The sequence below is a fragment of the Streptomyces sp. NPDC051173 genome (genome assembly GCF_040689515.1).
Classification (GTDB): domain Bacteria; phylum Actinomycetota; class Actinomycetes; order Streptomycetales; family Streptomycetaceae; genus Streptomyces.
Map to the genome: position 1 here is coordinate 1 of NZ_JBFBBD010000108.1, position 22,317 is coordinate 22,317.

Annotated in this window: 24 protein-coding genes; 10 read left to right on the forward strand and 14 right to left on the reverse strand. The window is 72.0% G+C overall.

The features are described from left to right. Positions 1 to 121: 121 nt before the first annotated feature. The 4 genes from AB0435_RS32005 to AB0435_RS32020 form a co-directional block, all read right to left on the reverse strand. Positions 122 to 640: a histidine phosphatase family protein gene (locus AB0435_RS32005; RefSeq protein ID WP_366007506.1), complete on the reverse strand. Its 519-nt coding sequence runs from the start codon at positions 638 to 640 to the stop codon at positions 122 to 124. Between the two features lie 78 nt (positions 641 to 718). Next, a complete protein-coding gene (locus tag AB0435_RS32010) occupies positions 719 to 919 on the reverse strand; it encodes a hypothetical protein (RefSeq protein ID WP_366007507.1) in 201 nt (66 codons plus the stop codon). Between the two features lie 168 nt (positions 920 to 1,087). Beyond that, entirely contained in the window at positions 1,088 to 1,210 is a 123-nt protein-coding gene (locus AB0435_RS32015; RefSeq protein ID WP_361528238.1) for an SGM_5486 family transporter-associated protein, read from the reverse strand. A 41-nt stretch (positions 1,211 to 1,251) separates the two neighbouring features. Next, a complete protein-coding gene (locus tag AB0435_RS32020; protein WP_366007508.1) occupies positions 1,252 to 2,538 on the reverse strand; it encodes an MFS transporter in 1,287 nt (428 codons plus the stop codon). 39 nt (positions 2,539 to 2,577) lie between these two features. Here AB0435_RS32020 and AB0435_RS32025 point away from each other — a divergent pair, with 39 nt between their 5' ends. Then, on the forward strand, positions 2,578 to 3,252 hold the full coding sequence (locus AB0435_RS32025; protein WP_366007509.1) for a FadR/GntR family transcriptional regulator: 675 nt from the start codon (positions 2,578 to 2,580) through the stop codon (positions 3,250 to 3,252). On the opposite strand, the gene AB0435_RS32030 is transcribed toward AB0435_RS32025, so the two are convergent. From AB0435_RS32030 to fabG, 3 genes are all read right to left on the reverse strand, one after another. Continuing rightward, positions 3,222 to 3,587 (reverse strand): hypothetical protein, encoded by a 366-nt coding sequence (locus AB0435_RS32030; RefSeq protein WP_366007510.1) that lies wholly within the window; start codon positions 3,585 to 3,587, stop codon positions 3,222 to 3,224. The genes AB0435_RS32025 and AB0435_RS32030 overlap by 31 nt on opposite strands. A 148-nt stretch (positions 3,588 to 3,735) precedes the next feature. Next, positions 3,736 to 4,506 (reverse strand): enoyl-ACP reductase FabI, encoded by a 771-nt coding sequence (fabI, locus tag AB0435_RS32035; protein ID WP_366428547.1) that lies wholly within the window; start codon positions 4,504 to 4,506, stop codon positions 3,736 to 3,738. A gap of 5 nt (positions 4,507 to 4,511) precedes the next feature. Next, on the reverse strand, positions 4,512 to 5,231 hold the full coding sequence (fabG, locus tag AB0435_RS32040) for a 3-oxoacyl-[acyl-carrier-protein] reductase (protein ID WP_366007512.1): 720 nt from the start codon (positions 5,229 to 5,231) through the stop codon (positions 4,512 to 4,514). Between the two features lie 233 nt (positions 5,232 to 5,464). On the opposite strand from fabG, the gene AB0435_RS32045 reads away from it, so the two are divergent. The 3 genes from AB0435_RS32045 to tyrS all read left to right on the forward strand — a co-directional run bounded on the left by AB0435_RS32045 (position 5,465) and on the right by tyrS (position 9,943). Beyond that, the gene (locus tag AB0435_RS32045; RefSeq protein WP_366428548.1) at positions 5,465 to 7,000 is read left to right on the forward strand and encodes a TldD/PmbA family protein; all 1,536 of its coding nucleotides are present in this window, start codon (positions 5,465 to 5,467) and stop codon (positions 6,998 to 7,000) included. Continuing rightward, the gene (locus tag AB0435_RS32050; protein WP_366007514.1) at positions 6,997 to 8,394 is read left to right on the forward strand and encodes a metallopeptidase TldD-related protein; all 1,398 of its coding nucleotides are present in this window, start codon (positions 6,997 to 6,999) and stop codon (positions 8,392 to 8,394) included. The genes AB0435_RS32045 and AB0435_RS32050 overlap by 4 nt, the downstream gene beginning before the upstream one ends. 136 nt (positions 8,395 to 8,530) lie before the next feature. Beyond that, positions 8,531 to 9,943 carry a tyrosine--tRNA ligase gene (gene tyrS / locus AB0435_RS32055; RefSeq protein ID WP_366007516.1) on the forward strand — a complete coding sequence of 471 codons (1,413 nt, stop codon included), beginning with the start codon at positions 8,531 to 8,533 and terminating at the stop codon, positions 9,941 to 9,943. Between the two features lie 55 nt (positions 9,944 to 9,998). Here tyrS and AB0435_RS32060 read toward each other — a convergent pair whose 3' ends face one another. Next, positions 9,999 to 10,277 carry a GlsB/YeaQ/YmgE family stress response membrane protein gene (locus AB0435_RS32060; protein ID WP_366007517.1) on the reverse strand — a complete coding sequence of 93 codons (279 nt, stop codon included), beginning with the start codon at positions 10,275 to 10,277 and terminating at the stop codon, positions 9,999 to 10,001. Positions 10,278 to 10,502: 225 nt separating this feature from the next. Between AB0435_RS32060 and AB0435_RS32065 the strand changes: the two genes are divergently transcribed. Beyond that, positions 10,503 to 10,889: a DUF3099 domain-containing protein gene (locus tag AB0435_RS32065; RefSeq protein ID WP_366007529.1), complete on the forward strand. Its 387-nt coding sequence runs from the start codon at positions 10,503 to 10,505 to the stop codon at positions 10,887 to 10,889. A gap of 231 nt (positions 10,890 to 11,120) precedes the next feature. Then, positions 11,121 to 11,345 (forward strand): hypothetical protein, encoded by a 225-nt coding sequence (locus AB0435_RS32070; protein ID WP_366007518.1) that lies wholly within the window; start codon positions 11,121 to 11,123, stop codon positions 11,343 to 11,345. Here AB0435_RS32070 and moaA read toward each other — a convergent pair. From moaA to AB0435_RS32085, 3 genes are all read right to left on the reverse strand, one after another. After that, a complete protein-coding gene (gene moaA, locus AB0435_RS32075) occupies positions 11,328 to 12,317 on the reverse strand; it encodes a GTP 3',8-cyclase MoaA (protein WP_366007519.1) in 990 nt (329 codons plus the stop codon). The genes AB0435_RS32070 and moaA overlap by 18 nt on opposite strands. 147 nt (positions 12,318 to 12,464) lie before the next feature. Then, complete coding sequence (locus AB0435_RS32080) at positions 12,465 to 14,081, reverse strand: cation acetate symporter (RefSeq protein ID WP_366428549.1); 1,617 nt, start codon at positions 14,079 to 14,081, stop codon at positions 12,465 to 12,467. Then, entirely contained in the window at positions 14,078 to 14,365 is a 288-nt protein-coding gene (locus AB0435_RS32085; RefSeq protein WP_366007530.1) for a DUF485 domain-containing protein, read from the reverse strand. The genes AB0435_RS32080 and AB0435_RS32085 overlap by 4 nt, the downstream gene beginning before the upstream one ends. Positions 14,366 to 14,979: 614 nt before the next feature. On the opposite strand from AB0435_RS32085, the gene AB0435_RS32090 reads away from it, so the two are divergent. Continuing rightward, entirely contained in the window at positions 14,980 to 16,497 is a 1,518-nt protein-coding gene (locus AB0435_RS32090; protein ID WP_366007522.1) for a S8 family serine peptidase, read from the forward strand. 57 nt (positions 16,498 to 16,554) lie between these two features. On the opposite strand, the gene AB0435_RS32095 is transcribed toward AB0435_RS32090, so the two are convergent. The 3 genes from AB0435_RS32095 to AB0435_RS32105 are packed head-to-tail and all read right to left on the reverse strand — an operon-like array spanning position 16,555 to position 19,238. Next, positions 16,555 to 17,613: a zinc-dependent alcohol dehydrogenase family protein gene (locus AB0435_RS32095; RefSeq protein WP_366428550.1), complete on the reverse strand. Its 1,059-nt coding sequence runs from the start codon at positions 17,611 to 17,613 to the stop codon at positions 16,555 to 16,557. Between the two features lie 51 nt (positions 17,614 to 17,664). Further along, positions 17,665 to 18,345, reverse strand: a complete 681-nt coding sequence (locus tag AB0435_RS32100) for a lysoplasmalogenase (protein ID WP_366428551.1) — start codon at positions 18,343 to 18,345, stop codon at positions 17,665 to 17,667. Further along, on the reverse strand, positions 18,342 to 19,238 hold the full coding sequence (locus tag AB0435_RS32105) for a sterol desaturase family protein (RefSeq protein WP_366428552.1): 897 nt from the start codon (positions 19,236 to 19,238) through the stop codon (positions 18,342 to 18,344). Before AB0435_RS32105 ends, AB0435_RS32100 begins: the two co-directional genes overlap by 4 nt. 232 nt (positions 19,239 to 19,470) lie before the next feature. On the opposite strand from AB0435_RS32105, the gene AB0435_RS32110 reads away from it, so the two are divergent. From AB0435_RS32110 to AB0435_RS32120, 3 genes are read left to right on the forward strand one after another with little or no spacing between them, the layout of a single operon-like run. Continuing rightward, the gene (locus AB0435_RS32110; protein ID WP_366007526.1) at positions 19,471 to 20,463 is read left to right on the forward strand and encodes a DEDDh family exonuclease; all 993 of its coding nucleotides are present in this window, start codon (positions 19,471 to 19,473) and stop codon (positions 20,461 to 20,463) included. Positions 20,464 to 20,509: 46 nt separating this feature from the next. Further along, entirely contained in the window at positions 20,510 to 21,337 is an 828-nt protein-coding gene (locus AB0435_RS32115; RefSeq protein ID WP_366007527.1) for an SURF1 family protein, read from the forward strand. A 54-nt stretch (positions 21,338 to 21,391) separates the two neighbouring features. Further along, complete coding sequence (locus AB0435_RS32120) at positions 21,392 to 22,141, forward strand: SDR family oxidoreductase (protein ID WP_366007528.1); 750 nt, start codon at positions 21,392 to 21,394, stop codon at positions 22,139 to 22,141. Positions 22,142 to 22,317: the final 176 nt, after the last annotated feature.

The window sequence follows — 22,317 nt, forward strand, 5'->3', positions numbered from 1 at the left end:
CAAACGCCGGACGGGCTGGATTGTGGGGGTCTGGGGGCTTGCCCCCAGTTTCGGGAAGGGGCGGGTAGGGGAAAAAGCCCGCCGCAGGCGCCAACAACCCGCACCCGGCGACGGACCCCTCTCACGCGTGCGGCGGCCAGAAGGCCGTCAGTCGGCATACGCCGAGCTCCACCGACTTCCACGAGCCCGTGAACGTGAGTACCGCGATCGACGCCGTCGGGAACGCCGTCCGGTTCAGGCGGGCGAGCGCGTCGCCCTCCGCGCTTTCCGCGAGCGCGTCCGCCAGGCCGTGCATGCCGGGGTTGTGTCCCACGAGGAGCAGGTCCGCCACGTCGTCCGGCGTCTCGTTGATCACGGCGATGAGCTCGCCGACCGATGCCTCGTACAGCCGGTCCTCGTAGACCGTGCGCGGGCGCTGCGGCAGCTCGTGGACGGCGAGCTTCCATGTCTCGCGGGTGCGGGCGGCGGTGGAGCAGAGGGCCAGGTCGGGGATGATGCCGGCGGAGGCGAGCCGGCGGCCGGCGATCGGGGCGTCCTGGCGGCCGCGGTCCGCGAGCGGGCGGTCGTGGTCGGCGACGTCGGGCCAGTCGGCCTTGGCGTGGCGGAGAAGGACGATCCTGCGGGTCGGTTCGGCGCTCATGTTTTCCAGCTTCGCATGAAAAAGGCGGCGAGGCTCGGGGTGTTGGGAGGCCGTTCCCCCCTCGGTGACACGCGCCGGCTACGCACCGAGCGTGTGCTGGACGAAGTCGACGACGCGGGCGACCGAGCCCATCGCGCCGGTCGTCCCGTGGGGCTCCGACGACGCGGGCGAGGCCAGCAGGAGGAAGAGGGCCACGAAGGCCACCGCGGGGAGCACGAGGCCCCACCACGGCAGTTTGGTCTGCACGGGGCCGTGCCGGTGCTTCGTGCCGGCGGACATGGGGGTCTCCTCCGCGTAGGTCCGTGGGTCACCGCGCCGCGCGGTGTACTACGAACCTACGGAGAACGGCGTCCCGCTCCCATCCGGTGAACCACCCACTTACCCCTGACCCGGCCCCCCTAGGGGACGGGGGTTAGCCCCACCCTCCCCTGGCGGGAAACCTCGGGGTCAGGGTGAGGCGAGGGTCGCGATCACGGCGATGACCACGGTGATCGCGAGCATCGCGCCGAGGATGGCGAGAAGCGTCTTCTGGCCGTTCTTGGGATTCGGGTCGAGCACGGGCTGCTGCATGGGACCAGTGTCGCACCCCCGCCCGGAGGCTTTCGGCCGGGTCAGATCTCGTCCTCCACCGTGCGGTCGCGCCCCGCCAGCACACCCGCCACGATCTGAGGCACCATCAGCGATGCCATCAGGGCGATCGGCCAGTTCCAGCCACCGGTGGCCCCGTTGAGCCAGCCCACGAGCAGCGGGCCGGGGATGGAGATGAGATAGCCGATGCTCTGGGCGAAAGCGGACAGCCGCACCATGCCCGCGCCCGTCCGGGCGCGCATGCCGATCATGGTGAGGGCGAGCGGGAAGGCGCTGTTGGAGACGCCGAGGAGCACCACCCACACCCAGGCGCCGCCCTTGGGGGCCAGCCACAGACCCGCGTAGCCCGCGAGGCCGAAGACGGCGAGGGTGACGGCCAGGACGCCCTGGTGGGGCAGGCGGGCGGCGAGGCGCGGCAGCAGGAAGGCGATCGGGACGCCCACCACCATCGTCGTCGCGGCCAGCAGACCGGCGGTGGAGGCGGAGACCCCGGCGTCCCGGAAGATCACGGGCAGCCAGCCCATGACGATGTACGCGCCGGTGGCCTGGAGGCCGAAGAAGACGGCCAGTGCCCAGGCGGTGGCGCTGCGGGTGATGCTCCTGCCCGTGGTCTCCCGCGCGGCACCGGCGGCAGGTGCGGCGTCGCCCTCCGCCCGGCCGCGGGCGCTGATCGCCAGCCAGGCCAGGGCCGCCACGGCGGCGAGGACGGCCCAGGTGGCGAGTCCGTACTTCCAGCTGCCGCCCATGGCGTGGGTCAGCGGGACGGTGACGGCGCCCGCGACGCCGGCGCCGCCGGAGAGCGCCATCGAGTAGAGGCCGGTCATGGGGCCGACGCGGTCGGGGAACCAGCGCTTGACGACCACCGGCATCAGGACGTTGCTCAGGGCGATGCCCGCGAGCGCGAGGGCGCTCAGGGCGAGGAAGGCGGGTATCCCGCCGCCGAACGGACGCAGCGCGAGCCCGGCGGCGACGGCCGCCATCCCGGCGCAGACCACCGGGGCGAGCCCCCAGCGCCGGGCCAGCCGGGGCGCGGCGAGGCCGAAGACCGCGAAGCACAGGGTGGGCACGGAGGTGAGCAGCCCGGCGAGGGCGCCGCTCATCCCGAATCCGGCCTTCACCTCCTTCATCAGCGCGCCCAGGCTGGTGATCGCGGGGCGGAGGTTGAGGGCGGCGAGGACGAGCCCCACGGCGAGGAGCAGGGTCCGGGGACGGGCGGGTCCGCGCCCCGGGGCGGGGGCGGGCGTGTCGGCCGCCGGTGCCGGTGCGGCCGAGTCGGCCGTCGTGAGATCTTCGTCTGCCGTGTGTGCCATACCGGCATCATAGAATCATGGGATGAATGGAGCACGACAATGGCGCCTCTGACATCTCCCCGGCGGTCCCCCCTCGTCGACCAGGTCATCGCGGAACTGCGCAACCAGATCACGTCCGGCGAGTGGCCCGTCGGCGCGCGCATCCCGACCGAGCCCGCGCTCGTGGAGCAGCTCGGCGTGGCCCGCAACACCGTGCGGGAGGCCGTGCGCGCCCTGGCGCACAACGGCCTGCTGGACATCCGCCAGGGCTCGGGCACCTATGTCGTCGCCACCAGCGAGCTCGCCGGGGTGATGAACCGCCGCTTCGCGCAGGCGGACCCGCTGCACGTGGCGGAGCTGCGCAGCGCCCTGGAGACCCAGGCGGCCCGGCTGGCTGCCCGCAGGCGCACCGAGCAGGACCTCGCGCAGCTGACGGCGCTGCTGGAACGGCGCGAGGAGGCGTGGCGCTCGGGGGACGCGGAGCGGTTCGTGGAGGCCGATGCCACGCTGCACACGGCGGTGGTCTCGGCGGCGCACAACGAGGTGCTGGCGGAGGTGTACGCGGATCTCGGCGGGGTACTCCGCCAGTTCCTGCGCGCGGACGTCGGCACGGACCTGAAGCCCGAGGGGCTGGCCGACCACGGCAGGCTGGTGGCCGCGATCAGGGACGGTGACGAGCGGACGGCGGAGGAGGAGGCGGGCCGCTATCCGTACGGCTGCCGGGGCGTCCGCTGAGGGTCAGCCGGGTCGTGCGTCACCCAGGCGTGGCGTATGCCCAGCCAGCAGCGCTGGGTGAGGGAGACGTGGCGGGCCGGGGTGACCTCGACGGGTGCGGTGTCCATGTCGGGGTCCCACCAGCGGGCGCACTCGATGTGCAGCTGTACGCGATCGATGGTGGAGTTGCCGTTGAAGCAGTCGGCCGTGGCGTGCGAGCCACGGATCCGGGTGCTGCACTCGGCTTCCTGTGTCACCACGGGCGCGGGTGCGGCGAGGGCGGGCGGGGACGCGGCACCGGCCAGGGCGGCGCCGGCGAACAGCAGGGCCGCCGTCCGGCGGAGCGGGGAGTTCATGTCCGTACCTCCTCCCGTCCCCAACAGTGTGCGGGCGACGGGCGAGGTTCTCGACTCGGGCGGTCGCCGTCCGTCCCCGCATACGCGAAGGCCGCGCGGCTGTCCACCGGACGGCCGCGCGGCCTTCGTACGCCTTGGGGGCCCTGGCTCAGGCGCCCATCATGTGCACGCCGCCGTCGACGTGGACGATCTCACCCGTGGTGCGCGGGAAGAAGTCCGACAGCAGACCGACGACGCCACGGCCGGTCGGCTCCGGGTCGGACAGGTCCCAGCCGATGGGGGCGCGGTGGTTCCAGACGTCCGCGAGCTCCTCGAAGCCCGGGATGGACTTGGCGGCCATCGACTTGAGCGGACCGGCCGAGACCAGGTTGAAGCGGATGCCCTTGGGGCCGAGGTCGCGGGCGAGGTAGCGGTTGGTGGACTCCAGGGCGGCCTTGGCCACGCCCATCCAGTCGTACTTCGGCCAGGCGATCTGCGCGTCGAAGGTCAGGCCCACGACCGAGGAGCCCTCGCGCATCAGCGGGAGCAGGGCCATGGTCAGCGACTTGTAGGAGTACGCCGAGATCTGGACGGCCGTGGAGACGTCCTCCCAGGTGCCCTCGAGGAAGTTGAAGGCGCCCTGCGGGCCGAAGGCGATGGAGTGCACGACGCCGTCGAGGGCCACGCCCTCGCCGAGGTGCTCGCGCACCTTGTCGGCCAGGCCGTCGAGGTGCTCCTGGTTACTGACGTCGAGCTCGATCACCGGAGCGGGCTTCGGCAGCCGCTTCGCGATGCGCTCGACCAGGGAGAGGCGGCCGAAGCCGGTGAGGATGACCTCCGCGCCCTCGTTCTGGGCGACCTTCGCGGCCTGGAAGGCGATCGACGCCTCCGTGAGGACGCCGGTGACCAGGATGCGCTTGCCTGCGAGGATTCCACTCATGACGTTCAGTGACCCATGCCCAATCCGCCGTCGACAGGAATGACGGCTCCAGTGATGTATGCGGCCTCGTCGGAGGCGAGGAAGCGGACCGAGGCGGCGATCTCCTCGGGCTGCGCGTAGCGCGCGAGCGGCACCTGCTTCACGATGTTCGCCCGCTGCTCGTCGCTGAGCACGCGGGTCATGTCGGTGTCCACGAAGCCGGGCGCGACGACGTTGACCGTGATGTTGCGGGAGCCCAGCTCGCGGCCGAGCGAGCGGGCGAAGCCGACCAGACCGGCCTTGGAGGCGGCGTAGTTGGCCTGCCCCGCCGAGCCCATGAGGCCGACGACGGAGGAGATCAGCACCACGCGGCCCTTGCGGGCCCGCAGCATGGCCTTCGAGGCGCGCTTGACGACCCGGAAGGTGCCGGTGAGGTTGGTGTCCACCACCGAGGTGAAGTCCTCCTCGGACATGCGCAGCAGCAGCTGGTCGCGGGTGATGCCGGCGTTGGCCACCAGCACCTCGACCGCGCCCTGCTTCTCCTCGATCTCCTTGTAGGCCTGCTCGACCTGCTCCGGGTCCGTGATGTCGCACTTCACGGCGAGGCAGCCCAGTTCCACGAGCGCCTCCGGCGGCTCACCGGAGCGGTAGGTGATGGCGACCTTGTCGCCCGCCTCCGCGAACGCGCGGGCGATGGCGAGGCCGATGCCCCGGTTTCCTCCGGTGACGAGAACCGAGCGGCTCAAGGGATCACCCTTCCGTTTCTTCCATGGGTGCTGCTGACTACACCGAAACGTATCGGTAGTGGTGATCGAAGAGGGAATCGACCTGCGACAGGGGCTCGCGGCGCACACTGTTGGATCTCTACAGAAGCAGTCCTTCCCGTGGCCTCCCCGCGCCCGGTCCGAGGAGCGGAAACGCGGTGCGTGGGCCGCCCGTGAGGCGGCATGATTCACAGGACGACCTCCGGGAGGACCCTGTGCCCCGTTCCACGCCCCATTCCATCGACGAGTCATTCCTCGCGCTGCCGCTGCGGCCGCTCGCCGACGCCGCGCTCGCCCGGGCCCGCGCGCTCGGTGCCGAGCACGCCGACTTCCGGTTCGAGCGAGTGCGCAGCGCCTCCTGGCGGCTGCGTGACGCCCGCCCCGCGGGGTCGTCGGACGCCACCGACCTCGGCTACGCGGTGCGCGTGGTGCACGGCGGGAGCTGGGGGTTCGCCGCGGGAGTGGAGCTGACGATGGACGCGGCCGCGCGGGTGGCCGGACAGGCCGTCGCGATGGCGAAGCTGTCGGCCAAGGTGATCGCGGCGGCCGCGTCCGACGAGCGCGTGGAGCTGGCGGACGAGCCGGTGCACGCGGACCGCACCTGGGTCTCCTCCTACGAGGTCAGCCCCTTCGAGGTGCCCGACGCCGAGAAGACCGCCCTGCTCGCGGAGTGGAGCGCCCGGCTGCTGGCCGCGGACGGGGTCTCGCACACCGACGCCACGCTGATGACCGTGCAGGAGAACAAGTTCTACGCCGACTCGGCGGGCACCACGACCACCCAGCAGCGCGTCCGGGTGCACCCGCAGCTGACGGCGACCGCGGTGGACCCGGTGACCGGCGGCTTCGACACGATGCGCACCATCGCGCCGCCGGCCGGCCGCGGCTGGGAGTACCTGACGGGCACCGGCTGGGACTGGGACGCGGAGCTGGCGGAGATGCCGGAGCTGCTGGCGGAGAAGATGCGCGCGCCGAGCGTCCGGGCCGGTGCGTACGACCTGGTGGTCGACCCCTCCAACCTGTGGCTGACGATCCACGAGTCGATCGGCCACGCCACCGAGCTGGACCGGGCGCTGGGCTACGAAGCGGCGTACGCGGGCACGTCGTTCGCGACCTTCGACAAGCTGGGCAGCCTCCGCTACGGCTCGAAGATCATGAACGTGACGGGCGACCGGACCGCCGAGCACGGCCTGGCGACCGTCGGCTACGACGACGAGGGCGTGGCGGCCCAGTCCTGGGACCTCGTCAAGGACGGCGTCCTGACCGGCTACCAGCTCGACCGCCGGATCGCGAAGCTCACGGGCTTCGAGCGGTCCAACGGCTGCGCGTTCGCCGACTCCCCCTCGCACGTGCCCGTGCAGCGGATGGCGAACGTCTCCCTCCAGCCGGCGCCCGACGGGCCGTCGACGGAGGAGCTGATCTCGGGCGTGGAGGACGGCATCTACATCGTCGGCGACCGGTCGTGGTCGATCGACATGCAGCGCTACAACTTCCAATTCACCGGGCAGCGGGCGTACGCGATCCGGAACGGCCGCCTCGACGGACAGGTCAGGGACTTCGCCTACCAGGCGACGACGACGGACTTCTGGGGCTCGATGGCGGCGGTCGGCGGGCCGCGGACATACGTCCTGGGCGGCGCGTTCAACTGCGGCAAGGCCCAGCCGGGCCAGGTCGCCGCGGTCTCCCACGGCTGCCCGTCCGCGCTCTTCAAGAGCGTCAACATCTTGAACACCACGCAGGAGGCGGGTCAGTGAGTCCTCGTAACAGGAACAAGCCGCACGAGATCGTCGAGCGCGCCCTGGAGCTGTCGCGTGCCGACGGCTGTGTCGTGATCGCGAGCGAGGACTCCACCGCCAATCTGCGCTGGGCGGGCAACGCGCTCACCACCAACGGCGTCACCCGCGGCCGCACCGTCACCGTGATCGCGACCGTCGACGGCGCCGAGGGCACGGCCTCCGGTGTCGTCTCCCGGTCGGCGGTCACCGCGGACGAGCTGGAGCCGCTGGTCCGGGCCGCCGAGGCCGCCGCCCGGGAGGCGGGCCCCGCCGAGGACGCCCAGCCGCTGGTGACGGGCGTCCCGCACTCCCCCGACTTCACCGACGCGCCCGCCGAGACCTCCCCCGCCGTCTTCGACGCCTTCGCGCCCGCGCTCGGCGAGTCCTTCGCCCGCGCCCGCGCCGAGGGCCGCGAGCTGTACGGCTTCGCCCACCACCAGGTGGACTCCCACTACGTGGGTTCCTCCACCGGGCTGCGGCTCCGCCACGACCAGCCCACCGGCACCCTGGAGCTCAACGCCAAGTCCCCGGACCGCACGCGCTCCGCGTGGGCGGGCCGCGCCACGCGTGACTTCACGGACGTCGACCCGGCGGCACTGGACGCCGAGCTGGCCCGGCGGCTGGCCTGGGCCCGCACGAAGATCGAGCTGCCCGCCGGGCGGTACGAGACGCTGCTCCCGCCGACCGCCGTCGCGGACCTGATGATCTACCAGGCGTGGTCGGCGACGGCCCGGGAGGCGGCGGAGGGCCGTACGGTCTTCTCCAAGGCCGGCGGCGGCACCCGGCTCGGGGAGAAGCTGTCCACGCTGCCGCTTTCGCTGCGCAGCGACCCGGCCTACCCCGGCCTGCAGTGCGCGCCGTTCGTGCTCACGAGCAGCTCCGGCGAGGACTCCTCGGTCTTCGACAACGGGCTGCCGCTGTCCGCCACGGACTGGATCCGCGAGGGCGTGCTGGAGCGGCTGATCACGACCCGCCACACCGCCGGACTGACGGACCTCCCCGTGGCACCGGGCATCGACAACCTCATCCTGGACGGGGGCGGCGACCGCTCCCTGGACGAGATGGTGGCCGACACCGAGCGCGGTCTGCTGCTGACCTCCCTGTGGTACATCCGCGAGGTCGACCCGGCGTCGCTGCTGCTCACCGGGCTCACCCGGGACGGCGTCTATCTCGTGGAGAAGGGCGAGGTCGTCGGCGAGGTGAACAACTTCCGCTTCAACGAGTCCCCGGTCTCCCTGCTCTCCCGGGCGACGGAGGCGGGCCGCACCGAGGCGACGCTCCCCCGCGAGTGGGGTGACTACTTCAGCCGGGCGGCGATGCCCGCGCTGCGCGTGCCCGACTTCAACATGAGCTCGGTCAGCCAGGGGGTGTGAGGGCCGGGCAGGGGTGCGACAGCCGGGGCGCGCGACCGGGCCGAATAGACTGGGGCGCGTCCGTCCACCCCTCCCGTCCTCTCTCGTTCTTCTTCTCCTCTCCTTTTAATCCGTCCTCTCGATCCCCAGGAACGTCATGACACGCCTCGGCGAATCCGTCGCCCGCGCCAGCGAGCTCCTCGCGCAGGACCTCTCCTCCGACCAGACCGTCCAGCGGCTGCTCACGGAGACGGGCTCGCGGCGCTATCTCGACCTGACGGATCTGTCGGCGAAGGAGCAGGCCGAGCTGATCGCGGCCCGCACGGTCGAGGTGCTGCCGGGCGTGGACAAGCTCGCCGCGCGGATCGAGAAGCGGCGGGCCGAGGGCAAGGGCCTGGGCATCAAGCTGGGCATCGACCCGACCGGCACCGATGTGCACCTCGGCCACGCCGTGCCGATGATCATCCTCAGCCGTTTCCAGCGCATGGGCCACGACGTCACCCTGCTGATCGGTGACTTCACCGCCAAGATCGGCGACCCGACGGGCCGCACGGCCGAGCGCCCGCCGCTCACCGACGAGGACATCGCGCGGAATCTGGCGGGCTACCGCGAGCAGGTCCGGCCGTTCTTCGACTTCGACAAGGTCAACTTCCGGCAGAACAGCGAGTGGCTGGCGCCGTACACCTTCCCGGAGCTGCTCGGTCTGCTTTCCCAGGTGCCGGTCTCGCAGCTGCTCCAGCGCGAGGACTTCCGCAGCCGGCTGGCCTCCGGGGCCGGTCTGACGATGACGGAGATGCTCTACCCGATCGCGCAGGGCCTCGACTCGGTCGCCCTGGAGTGCGACGTCGAGCTGGGCGGCGCGGACCAGCTGCTCAACCTGCAGATGGGCCGCAAGCTGATGGAGCTCAAGGGCCAGACCCCGCAGCTCGTCGTCACCATGCCGCTGATCGAGGGCACGGACGGCACCGGCGCCAAGATGTCCAAGTCCAAGAACAACTACGTGGGGCTGAACGCGCCCGCCGAGGACGTCTTCGGCAAGATCATGTCGGTGCCGGACCGGCTGATGGAGCCGTACCTCAAGGCGTGGACGGAGTGGACGGACGAGGAGGTCGCGCTCGTCCTGGCCCGCGTGGCGGAGCGGTCCCTGCACCCGATGGACCTCAAGAAGGTCCTGGCGGGCGAGGTCGTGACCGCGCTGTACGGCGTCGAGGCGGCGATGACGGCGCGGGCCGGCTTCATCGCGCAGTTCTCGAAGAAGAGCTTCACCGACGTCGAGAGCCTGCCGGTGGTGGAGCTCGGCGAGCACGGCGGCGAGGCGGCCACGACCGTGCTCAGCCAGGTGCTGGGCTTCCAGCCGAGCGCCTCCGCGGCGCGGCGGGTGGCGAAGCAGAACGGTCTGCGGCTGATCGTCGAGCACTCCGGCGGCCAGGAGGCGGTCGTGCTCCCGGAGTCCGAGGCGATCCGCCCGCTGGGCGAGGTCGTCGGGGAGGCCGTGGCGAAGCTCGGCACTCCGGCGTCCGGTGTGTACCTCAAGGCCGGCCGCAAGGTCGCGGAGATCCGCGGCCTGTAGGGCCCCGGTCCCGGGCGCCGGGCGGGCCGGTTCTCCGGCCCGCCCGGCGCTTTTTCTACGAGCGGGTCTTCCGTTTGCCCCGCACCGCCACCCACAAGCGGTCCCCTACGCCGACCACCAGCACCGCTCCGGCCAGCTGGAGGAGATGGCGGCCCCAGTCGATGCCCTTGGTGTCGTTGATGCCGAGGCCCGTGGCCGCCCAGTTGCCGATCAGGCTGCCGATCATGCCGAGGATGATCGTCAGCCAGAGGGGGATCTGCTGCTTGCCCGGCAGGATCGCCTTGGCGATCAGACCCAGCACCAGACCGACGATGATGGCCCACAACCAGCTCATGTCGCCTCCTCATGCGGCGCGATATGGCGTGCCCCGCCATTCTGGGGCCGCCCGGGGTACGGCGCATTTCGGACCGGCCCCTACGCCGCGTGCATGAGAGAGATGCAGGTCGGGGCGGGGGTCCGGCGGGGTGCCCCGGTCTCGTACCCGGGCCGGTCGCGGCGTAACGTTGAATACGTCCTGGACGAATGGCACGTCCCGGCGGCGATCGGGTGGTGGAACGTGATGCGGAAGCTGGGCGGGCCGGAGGTCATCAGGATCACCGGGGCCCGACGGGGTCTGGCCGAGGACGTCCGCGGCCGTCAGCGGCGGTACGTCCTCTCGATGCTCGTCCGCACCCTCTCGGTGGTGCTGACCGTGGTGTTGTGGAACGTCGAGCGCTATGTGGCCATCGGCACGCTGATCCTGGGGGCGCTGCTCCCCTATGTCGCCGTCGTGATCGCCAACGCGGGCCGGGAGAACGCCCCTTCGCTGCCCGGCACGTTCGTTCCCGCGGCGACCCGGCCGGTGCTGATGCCCCCTCCCGCGGCCGATCCGGCGGAACCCCGGGCGGAAGCGGAGCACGGCGACGGCCGGTCGTTCTCCGGCGATCACGGGCGTGACCACAACTGATGTGCGGGAGTGGGCGCGCGGGTCGGTGCACGCGCTGCCAAGCTCAAGAAAACCTCAGATCAATCATGTGGTTTCAGTGCCGCGCGCCGGTCACCCCGTGACATACTTCCTAAGCGCTCCGCATCCCCCGTCGGAGCGACAGACCGACGCCGGGCGGCTCCCCCCGTGGCTGCCCGGCGTCGCCGTGTCCACGTGGCCCCCGGCCGTGCCGTGGCACGTAGAGTCTGGGGTGTGAACTCCCCCGATACCGCTGTGATCTGTTCCGCCAAGGGCTGCCGCGCCGATGCCGTGTGGGTGCTCGCGTGGAACAACCCCAAGCTGCACACGCCCGACCGGCGCAAGACGTGGCTCGCGTGCGAAGAGCACCGCGAGCACCTGTCCAACTTCCTTGACCTGCGCGGCTTCCTCAAGGACGTGGTGCCCCTGCGGGAGTGGGAGTCAGCCGCCGATCGCTGACATCGGGCGCCGGGGCTGGAGGAAGGACGGGTCGTCCAGCCCCGAGCCCGCCTTCTTGCCCCGCGTCGCGTGCCGCCAGAACTCCGCTATCTCCTCGTCCGCCGCTCCGGAGCGCAGCACGCCCCGCAGATCGGACTCCTCGCGCGCGAACAGGCACGTACGGATCTGCCCGTCGGCCGTGAGCCGGGTGCGGTCGCAGGCCGCGCAGAAGGGGCGGGTGACGGAGCCGATCACTCCGACGCGGGCGGGCCCGCCGTCGACGACCCAGCGCTCGGCGGGCGCGGAGCCGCGCTCGGCGTCGTCCTCCGGGGTGAGGCGGAAGCGCGTGCGGAGGCTCGCGAGGATGTCCTCCGCGGTGATCATCCCCTCGCGTTTCCAGCCGTGTTGGGCGTCAAGGGGCATCTGCTCGATGAAGCGGAGCTCATAGCCGTTCCCGACGGCCCAGGCGAGGAGCTCGGGGGCCTCGTCGTCGTTGAGTCCGGGCATCAGGACGGCGTTGACCTTCACCGGCGTGAGGCCGGCCGCGCGGGCGGCGGCGAGGCCGTCGAGGACGTCCTGGTGCCGCTTGCGCCGGGTCAAGGTGCGGAAGACGTCGGGGCGCAGGGTGTCGAGGGAGACGTTGACGCGGTCGAGCCCGGCGGCCTTCAGGGCGCCGGCCGTGCGGGCGAGGCCGATGCCGTTGGTGGTGAGGGAGAGCCGGGGGCGCGGCAGGAGGGCCGCGCAGCGCTCGACGATGGAGACGAGGCCGGGCCGCAGCAGGGGCTCCCCGCCGGTGAAGCGGACCTCGGTGACACCGAGTGCCGTGACGGCTATGCGCACGAGGCGGACGATCTCATCGTCGGTGAGGAGGTCGGGCTTGGCGAGCCACTGGAGGCCCTCTTCGGGCATGCAGTAGGTGCACCGGAGGTTGCAGCGGTCGGTGAGGGAGACGCGCAGGTCCGTGGCGGCGCGACCGTAGGTGTCGATGAGCACGGTTGCGGCCCCTCCCGCGGACTGGAACGGTATTCGTTCGGTGTTCCGCAGCGTACGCGATGCCACTGACGTTCAACAGTTCGTTGAGGTCCGGGAGGCGGCGTACGGTCCCTGGCGGGACGAGGGGCCGTGGGGTGGGTCCCGGGGTCAGTGCGCGCCGTGGCCGGTGAGGGCGCGGACCTCCAGCTCCGCGTACTTCTTCGGGTCCGGCTGCTCCTTGGACAGCAGCGAGCCGAGCCAGCCGAGCAGGAAGCCCAGCGGGATGGAGACGAGGCCGGGGTTGGCGAGCGGGAAGTAGTCGAAGCTCGTCCCGGGGAAGAGCGCCTTGGGGTTGCCGGAGACCACCGGGGAGATGATCACCAGGGTGACCGAGGAGATCAGGCCGCCGTAGATCGACCACAGGGCGCCCTGGGTGGTGAAGCGCTTCCAGAAGAGGCTGTAGAGGATCGTGGGGAGGTTGGCGGACGCGGCGACGGCGAAGGCCAGGGCGACGAGCGCGGCCGCGTTCAGGCGGTGGGCGAAGATGCCGAGGACGATGGAGATCGCGCCGATGACGACGGCCGCGCACTTGGCGGTGAGGATCTCCTCCTTCTCGCTGGTGCGCCCCTTGCGGATGACGTTGGCCCAGAGGTCGTGGGCGAAGGAGGCCGAGGAGGCGAGGGTGAGGCCCGCGACCACGGCGAGGATGGTCGCGAAGGCGACGGCGGAGATGACGGCGAGGAGGACCGCGCCGCCGGTGGAGCCGGCGCCGCCGCCGACCTCCTGGGCGAGCAGCGGGGCCGCGGTGTTGCCGGACTCGTTGGAGGCGATGATCGCCTTGGGGCCGACCAGGGCCGCGGCGCCGAAGCCCAGCGCGATGGTCATCAGATAGAAGGCGCCGATGATGCCGATGGCCCAGTTCACGGACTTCCGCGCGGCCTTGGCGGTGGGCACGGTGTAGAAGCGGATCAGGATGTGCGGGAGCCCGGCGGTGCCGAGGACGAGGGCGAGGCCGAGCGAGATGAAGTTCAGCTTGGAGGTGCCGTCCTTGCCGTACTGCAGGCCGGGTTCGAGGAACGCCTTGCCCTTGCCGCTGGCGTCGGCGGCGCGGCCGAGGAGCGTGGAGACGTTCCAGCCGACCTTGTTGAGCACGAGGACGGTGATCAGCAGGGTGCCCGCGATGAGCAGGACCGCCTTGACGATCTGCACCCAGGTGGTGCCCTTCATGCCGCCGATGGTCACGTACAGCACCATGACGAGGCCGACCAGGCCGATGATCCAGCGGCGCGAGCCCTCGCCGCTGGCGCCGAGGAGCAGGGCGACCAGCGCGCCCGCCCCGACCATCTGGGCCAGCAGGTAGAAGATCGAGACCACGATGGTGGAGGTGCCCGCGGCGGTGCGCACGGGCCGCTGCTTGAGCCGGTGGGCGAGCACGTCGGCCATGGTGAAGCGGCCGGAGTTGCGCAGCGGTTCGGCGACCAGCAGCAGGGCGACCAGCCAGGCGACGAGGAAGCCGATCGAGTAGAGGAAGCCGTCGTAGCCGAAGAGCGCGATGGCGCCGGCGATGCCGAGGAACGACGCGGCCGACATGTAGTCACCGGAGATGGCCAGGCCGTTCTGGAAGCCGGTGAAGGAGCGGCCGCCCGCGTAGAAGTCGGTGGCGTCCTTGGTCTGCCGGCCGGCCCAGACGGTGATGCCGAGGGTCGCGGCGACGAAGACGGAGAAGAGCGTGATGATCAGTGTGCGGTGGTCGCCGGCCGCGCCCGCGGCGAGGGGGAGGTTCATTCCCCGGCCTCCAGACGGGTGCGCAGGGCCTCGGAGCGGGGGTCGAGCTTCTGGGCGGCGTGCCGGGAGTACCACCAGGCGATCAGGAAGGTGGTGAGGAACTGGGCGAGGCCGAAGACGAAGGCGACGTTGATGTTGCCGACGACCTCGGTGCCCATGAAGCCGCCCGCGTAGTTGGAGAGCAGCACGTAGAGCAGGTACCAGGTGATGAAGGCGACGGTGAGGGGGAAGGCGAACGAGCGCTGGGTGCGGCGCAGTTCGGCGAATTCCGGGCTCGCCTGCATCGCCAGATAGGGGTCGGACTCGGCGGAGGCGACGGCGAGGTCGGGGCTGCCCGGCTCGTCCGGTTCCTGGGCTGTGGTGGGTGCGGTATCCACGGTCTCTCCTGATGGGGGTGGCACGAAGGCACGAACCGTTGACCTGTGATCCGGGTCACGCATCGTAGAGGCAGGTCGCAGTATGCGACAGGGGGAGCGGCGGCGAATTCGGGGCGGGCGGGCGCGTGGTGCGACACCGGCCGCCCGCGCCCTCGTTGACCCTGGTGTGAGCGATGCGCCACTTCCTCCCCCGCCGCCCCCGGGCCGACGACCGTTCGGGATCGTCAGGTTGACGGCGCCCATAGCGGCGGTGTCGACCGGGCGGTCGGCCACGATCCCGCGCACGGGCCGCTGGTACGGGCCGCGGGTGCCACTGCCCCCGCTGAGTTACGACGGGTTGCGCGACCCGAGCCTGCCGCCGCTACCCTGACGGAACGTCATATAGCGTCGGGGAGCGGCATCATCAGGGCGTCGTGCGGGCGGATCATTGCCCGGCGCCGGGGTCGGCGCTAGCTTCACTCGTCATGTACCCGTCCGTGCGCGGCAGGCGCGCGGCGGTTTTCGGATGATGTGGAGAACCCATGGCTCACCCGCGTTCCAGACGTCACCGCCTGCTGGCCCTCCCCGCCGGGCTCGCCCTCACCGCCTCGCTCGGCTTCCTCCCCGGTACGGCCTCGGCCGCCCCGCAGGGCACACCGCCGGCGAAGGCCCCCGTCACGACGGACGGGCTCCTGCTGTCGTACGTCGTCAACACCACCGCGGACCGGGCCACCGTCGCCCGCGTGCGCAAGGCGGTCACCGCGGCCGGGGGCAGCGTGCTGACCTCCTACGAGCGCATAGGCGTGATCGTCGCCCACTCGGCGAACCCCGGCTTCGCCGCGGCGCTGCGGGCCGTACCGGGTGTGCAGTCCGCGGGCGCCACCCGCACCGCGCCGATCGTCCCGGCCGCCACCACCGACGTCGGCCCGCCCGAGAAGGTGCGGCCCCCCAAGAGCAGTGCCCTGAGCGCCTCCCGCTCGCTCGCCTCGGGCAAGGAGCCCCTGGAGGGCCTCCAGTGGGACCTGCCCGCCATCAAGGCGGACGAGGCCGCGAAGGTCGACGGCGGCAGCCGGAAGGTCACCGTCGGGGTCATCGACACCGGTGTGGACGACACCCACCCCGACCTCGCCCCCAACTTCTCCAGGAGCCAGTCCGCGAGCTGCGTCACCGGCAAGGCCGACACCAGCCCCGGAGCCTGGCGGCCCTTCGACCCGGCGAAGGACTACCACGGCACGCACGTGGCGGGCACGATAGCCGCCGCCCGCAACGGCATCGGCGTGGCCGGTGTCGCGCCGGGCGTGAAGGTCTCCGCCATCAAGGTCTCCCAGCCGAAGAGCAGTTCCTTCTACGCGGAGAGCGTGGTCTGCGCGTTCGTCTTCGCCGCGGAGCACGGCATCGCGGTGACGAACAACAGCTATTACGTCGACCCGTGGATGTTCAACTGCACGGACGACCCCGACCAGAAGGCCATAGCCGAGTCCATCGGCCGTGCCACGAAGTACGCCGAGAGCAAGGGCACGGTCAACGTCGCCTCCGCGGGCAACTCGAACTTCGACCTGGCCGCCAAGGAGCTCACCGACGCGTCCAGCCCCAACGACAGCGATGCGCCGCGGACCCGCAAGATCGACCCTTCGGTCTGCCTCGACGTCCCCGCGCAGCTGCCCGGCGTCATCACGGTCGCGGCGACCGGCGCGAAGTCGGCGAAGGCGTACTACTCCAACTACGGCCTGGACCAGATCGACGTGGCGGCCCCCGGCGGTGACAAGTACCAACTGCCCGAACTGCCCGGCAAGGACGGCCGCATCCTCTCCACCCTGCCCGGCGGCGACTACGGCTTCCTTCAGGGCACGTCGATGGCCGGTCCGCACGTGGCGGGCGTGGTGGCGCTGCTGAAGAGCACGCACCCCCGGTCGACGCCGCAGGAGATCCAGTGGATCCTCAAGGCGCAGGCGCACAACCCCGGCTGCGCGGCGGGTGACGCGAGGTGCGCGGGGACGCCGCAGGTGAACGGCTTCTACGGCTACGGCATCGTCGACGCGCTCGCCGCCGTCCAGGACTGATTCCCCGGGGGCCCGGGGCCGGGCCCCCGGAAACCGGTCACCCCCCAGCGGGCGGCGTCACGGCTTGATCAGCACCTTCAGCGCCGTACGGTCCTCCATCGCGCGGTAGCCGTCCGGCACACCGTCGAGGTCCACCGTCAGGTCGAAGACCGGGGACGGGTCGATCGTGCCGTCCAGGACGTCCGGGAGCAGCTCGGGGATGTAGCTGCGGACGGGCGCGACGCCGCCCCGGACGGCGATGTTGTTGTCGAACATCAGCCGCAGGTCGAGGCCGCTGCCGCTGCCGTGCGGGACGCCGACGTAACCGACGGCGCCGCCGGGCCGGGTGATGCCGAGCGCCGTCCGCATCGACTGCTCGGTGCCGACCGCCTCGATCACGGCGTGCGCGCCCTGGCCGCGCGTCAGCTCCCGCACCGCGGCCACCGCCGCCTCGCCGCGCTCCGCGACCACGTCGGTGGCGCCGAACTTCACCGCGATCGCGGTTCGCGCCTCGTGCCGGCCGAGCGCGATGATCCGCTCCGCGCCGAGCCGCTTGGCGGCCAGCACCCCGCACAGGCCGACCGCGCCGTCACCGACCACAGCGACCGTGGCCCCGGGACGGACGCCCGCGCCCAGCGCCGCGTGGTGGCCCGTGCCCATCACGTCGGACAGCGTGAGCACCGCGTCCAGCAGCCGGCTGTCGCCGGTCGGAGTGTCGGGGGCCAGCTCGGCGGGGATGCGGACCAGCGTGGCCTCGGCGAACGGCACGCGGACCGCCTCACCCTGGCCGCCGTCGGAGCCCGGCGCGCCCCAGAAGCCGCCGTGCTCGCAGGAGGTCGTCAGCCCCTCCACGCAGTAGTCGCACACGCCGTCCGACCACATGAAGGGCGCGACGACGAGCTCCCCGGGCTTGAGCGAGGTCACCTCGGAGCCGGTCTCCATGACCATGCCGAGGAACTCGTGGCCGATGCGCTGACCGGGCTCCCGGGCCGCCTCACCGCGGTAGGCCCACAGGTCGCTGCCGCAGATGCAGGCCCGTATCACCCGTACGATCGCGTCCCCCGGCCGCTGGATCCGGGGGTCCGGGACGTCCTCGACCCGGATGTCGTGGGGGGCGTGGATGGTGGTCGCGCGCATGGTGCTCGTCCTTGCCGGCTCAAGTCGTCGCGCTCGGGAGGTTCGTCGTGCTCAGGAGGTCGTACGCATCTCACCGTACGCGGGGCTCCGCGGCGCCGCAGATGCGGGCACCGCCCTGAGGAGTCCCTCCGCCAGCAGGAGCTGCGCGGCGAGGTAGGTCAGCATGACCCAGAACTGGGGCACGGGCGCCTGCGGCCAGTCGGCGAGGCCGGTGGCGAGGAGCGTGTCCGACAGCAGGAACAGCAGCCCGCCCGCCGCGGCCGCCGGGCGGGCGCGGGTCGCGCCGAGCGCCATCGCGGTCAGCAGCAGGCTGTAGAGCGCGACGGGGATCCGCAGCCGCGCCTCCAGATCGGGCCACAGCAGCGCCACCGTGCCGAGCCAGGCCGCGCCGTACGCGGCGGCCAGCGCGTACGTCCGCCCGCCGCGCGGACTGCCGTGCCGGGCCCAGAGCGTGAGGTAGCAGACGTGCCCGGCGGCGAAGGACGCCATGCCGAGCAGGAAGACGGTGTCGCCGCCGACGCCCAGCAGGGTGTCACCGCCGCAGCCGAACAGCAGCGCCCCGGCGAGGAGCCGCGGCCCGCCGCGCGCGAGCACGGTCGCGGCGAGGAGCGGCATGAGCGCGGGCTTGGTGACGGGCGCGACGCCCGAGCCGGCGAGCAGCGCGCAGAGGTGTGCGGCGGCGACGGCGAGGAAGGCGGCCTGGAGCGCGCGGGCGGTACGGCCGCCGCTCACGCGGCCCGCTCGTGGGCGCGGGCCGGTGCCCCGGACGGCCGCTCGGGCGCCGCGGATTCCCCGGGCTGCCAGCCGGGGCCCCCGAACACCCGCCCGGCCCGCTCCCGCCAGCTCCTCGCGGCCCGCAGGTCGCGGAGGATGGCCGCGTATTCGTGGGTGGCCACGCGCAGCGGGTTGTAGGTGTCGATGTTCTTGGTCAGCCCGTAGACCGGGGGTTCCACCTCCGGCACGAAGGAGCCGAAGAGCCGGTCCCAGACGATGAGGATGCCGCCGAAGTTGCGGTCGAGATAGCCGCCTTGCGACGCGTGGTGCACGCGGTGGTGGGAGGCCGTGTTGAGGACGTACTCGAAGGGCCGCGGCAGCTTCCGTACGCGCTCGGTGTGCACCCAGAACTGATAGACGAGGTTGGCCGACGAGCAGAACGCCAGCGCCGCCGGGTGCACTCCCAGCGCGATCATCGGCAGGTAGAACGGCCACACGGTGAGCGTGGTCCACGGCTGGCGCAGCGCGGTGGTGAGGTTGAACTTCCGGCTGGAGTGGTGCACCACGTGGCACGCCCAGAGGATCCGCACGACGTGGTGCCCGCGGTGGGACCAGTAGTAGAAGAAGTCCTGGACGAGCAGCATCAGCGGCAGCGTCCACCAGAGCACGGGCACGCGCAGCGGGGTGAGCTCGTAGAGGGCGGTGTAGACGGCGACGATCGGGATCTTCCACAGGGCGTCGAAGACGAGACTGCCGAGCCCCATGCCGACGCTGGTCACCGCGTCCTTGGCCGCATACCCCGCGGCCCCGCTCTCCTCGGCCGGATGCAGCCGGTAGCTCACCAACTCCAGTGCGGTGAGCAGGAGGAAGGCGGGTATGGACCACAGCACGACATCGGGAAGGTGCGGCATGGCGGCACGATAAGCGCGCCGCCGGGCGGGGCGCCAGGGGTTGTTACCCACGGGTTGCTCCTGAGTGTTACCGGGGGTTCCGCGGGGCGGGGAGGACGAGGTGGAACGAGCGGCGTTCGGCACTCCCCAACTCTCTTCCGGGTGACCCAAATCACCCCCGCGACTCCCAACCCGCCGCATTCCCGCCCCACTCCACCCACGCTGTCAGTGCGGCCCCGTATTCTCTGTGACCATGCTCGTAGACCGTGCCGCCGACGAATCGCCGACCCCGTGGCCGGCCGCGTATCCCGAGGGGTATGCGGTCGTCGACGTGGAGACCACCGGGCTCGCCCGTGACGACCGGATAGTGTCGGCCGCCGTCTATCAGCTGGACGCGCGGGGGCAGGTGGAGGACCAGTGGTACACGCTGGTCAACCCGCAGCGTGATCCCGGGCCGGTGTGGATCCACGGGCTCACGACCGAAGTCCTCGCGGACGCGCCGCTCTTCCCGGAGATCGCCGGCGAGCTGGCGAAGCGGCTGGACGGGCGGGTGCTCGTCGCGCACAACGCCGCGTTCGACTGGTCGATGCTCGCCCGGGAGTACGCGCGGGCGAACGTCACCGCCCCGGTGCGGCAGCGGCTGTGCACCATCGCGCTCTCCAAGGAGCTGGGGCTGCCGCTGCCCAACCACAAGCTGGAGTCGCTCGCCGCGCACTACGGTGTCGTGCAGCAGCGCGCCCACCACGCCCTCGACGACGCGCGCGTGCTCGCCGAGACCTTCCGCCCGAGCCTGCGGCTCGCCGCCGAGACCGGGGTGCGGCTGCCGCTGCTGGCCTGCCAGCCGCTGACCGAGTGGTCCGACGCGCCCGCGCCCACGCGCTCCGCCGGCATCGGCTACCAGCCTTCGTACCGCTCCGGGACCTGGCGGCCGAGCCGCAAGCGCCCGGCGTGCCCGTACCCCAACCCCGGCAGGTACAAAGAGGGCGAACAGCTCATTCAGGGCATGCGGGTGGCGATCTCGGGTGACACCTCGGTCGACCGCGAGCTGCTGGAGGACCGGGCCATCGAGGCGGGGCTGCACATCGCCACCAGCGTGTCCCGGCTCACCAGCCTGCTGGTGACCAACGACCCGGGCTCCCCCACGTCCAAGACCGCCAAGGCGCGTTCCTTCGGCACCCCGGTGATCGACGAGGCGGCGTTCATGCAGCTCCTGCTGCATGTGGTCCCGGCGCGCGAGGGCAAATAAGCACCCGATGCCCGGGGGGCGAACCCCGCCAGGTACCGTCAAATGCGTGTACCGCTTCCTGCTGTCCCGGCAGTGGGTGATCCTCACGCTCGTGGGGCTCGTCCTCATCCCGGTGATGATCAAACTGGGCTTCTGGCAGTTCCACCGCCATGAGAACCGGGTCGCGCACAACGACCTGGTGGCCCGCAGCCTGGCCGCCGAGCCGGTCCCCGCCACCGAGCTGACGAAGCCCGGCCGGCCCGTGCCGGGCGACGACGTATGGCGGCGGGTCACGGCCCACGGGACGTACGACACCAAGGGCGAGGTCGTGGTCCGGCAGCGGACCGACAAGGACGGGCAGCGGCAGGGCTACTACGTCCTCACCCCGCTGGTCACGGACGGCGGGCAGACCCTCATCGTCAACCGCGGGTGGATCCCGGCGGGTGACGACCTGACGAAGTTCCCCCCGGTCCCCGCGCCGCCGTCCGGCAAGGTCTCCGTCACGGGCCGTCTCAAGGCCGACGAGACGGACGCCAGCGGCATCAAGAACACCAAGGGCCTGCCGCCCCGCCAGGTCATGCGCATCAACAGCCAGACCCAGGCGCGGGCCCTCGGCCGGCCGGTGCTCGGCGGCTACGTCGAGCTCACCGCCCCCGACCCGGGCGACAAGGGCCCCGAGCTCGTGCCCGAACCCGACCACGACAGCATCGGCCCGCACATGGCCTATGCCGTGCAGTGGTGGCTGTTCTCCGCGTTCGTGCCCGTCGGCTGGATCATCCTGGTCCGCCGCGAGCGCAAGGACCGGGACGCCGAGGCGGCCAAGGCGGCGAAGGCGGCACAGTCCGCGGACGGCCCGGACCCCGAGGCCGCCCGGACGGCGACCGCCGCCGAGTAGGTCCCCGCGGTCCGCACCCTCGCCCTCCGGGGACCGGGCGGGCAGACTGAGCGCATGGATCTTGGACTGCAGGACCGGGTGTACGTACTCACCGGCGCGAGCCGCGGCCTGGGCAACGCCACGGCCCGGGAACTCGTCGCCGACGGTGCGAAGGTGGTGATCACCGGGCGGGACGAGAAGTCCGTGACGGCCGCCGCGGAGAAGCTCGGGCCCGGCGCGCTCGGCGTCGCCGCGGACAACGCGGACCCCGAGGCCGCCGCCCGCCTCGTCGCCACCGCGCGCGAGCGGTTCGGCCGCTTCGACGGCATCCTCATCAGCGTGGGCGGCCCGCCGCCCGGGTCCGCGTCGGACAACACCGACGAGCAGTGGCGGGCCGCCTTCGAATCCGTCTTCCTCGGCGCCGTCCGCACGGCGCGCACGGCCGCGGCCGAACTCTCCGACGGCGGCGTGATCGGCTTCGTCCTCTCCGGCTCGGTCCGCACCCCCATCCCCGGCCTCACCATCTCCAACGGCCTCCGCCCGGGCCTCGCCGGCTTCGCGAAGTCCCTCTCCCAGGAGGTGGGCCCGCGCGGCATCCGCGTGATCGGCCTGCTTCCCGGGCGCGTCGACACGGACCGCGTGCGCGAGCTCGACGCGCTCTCGGGCGATGCGGAGGGGGTGCGCGCGGCCGGCAAGGCGGCGATTCCGCTGCGGCGGTACGGGGCGCCGGAGGAGTTCGGGAGGGCGGCGGCGTTCTTGCTGTCGCCTGCGGCTTCTTATGTGACCGGGGTGATGCTTGCGGTGGATGGCGGTGCGCTTCCTTAGCAGGCTGCTGCCCCTTCCGTGTTGGGCGGCGGGTGCGTTGTCGCCTGCGGCGGGCTTTGTTCCCCTACCCGCCCCTTCCCGAACTGGGGCGCGTGCCCCAGACCCCCGGCTGCGGGCCGGTTCGCCGCCTGCGGCGGGAGCGGCCTGCGGCCGCGTCCTCAAACGCCGGACGGGCT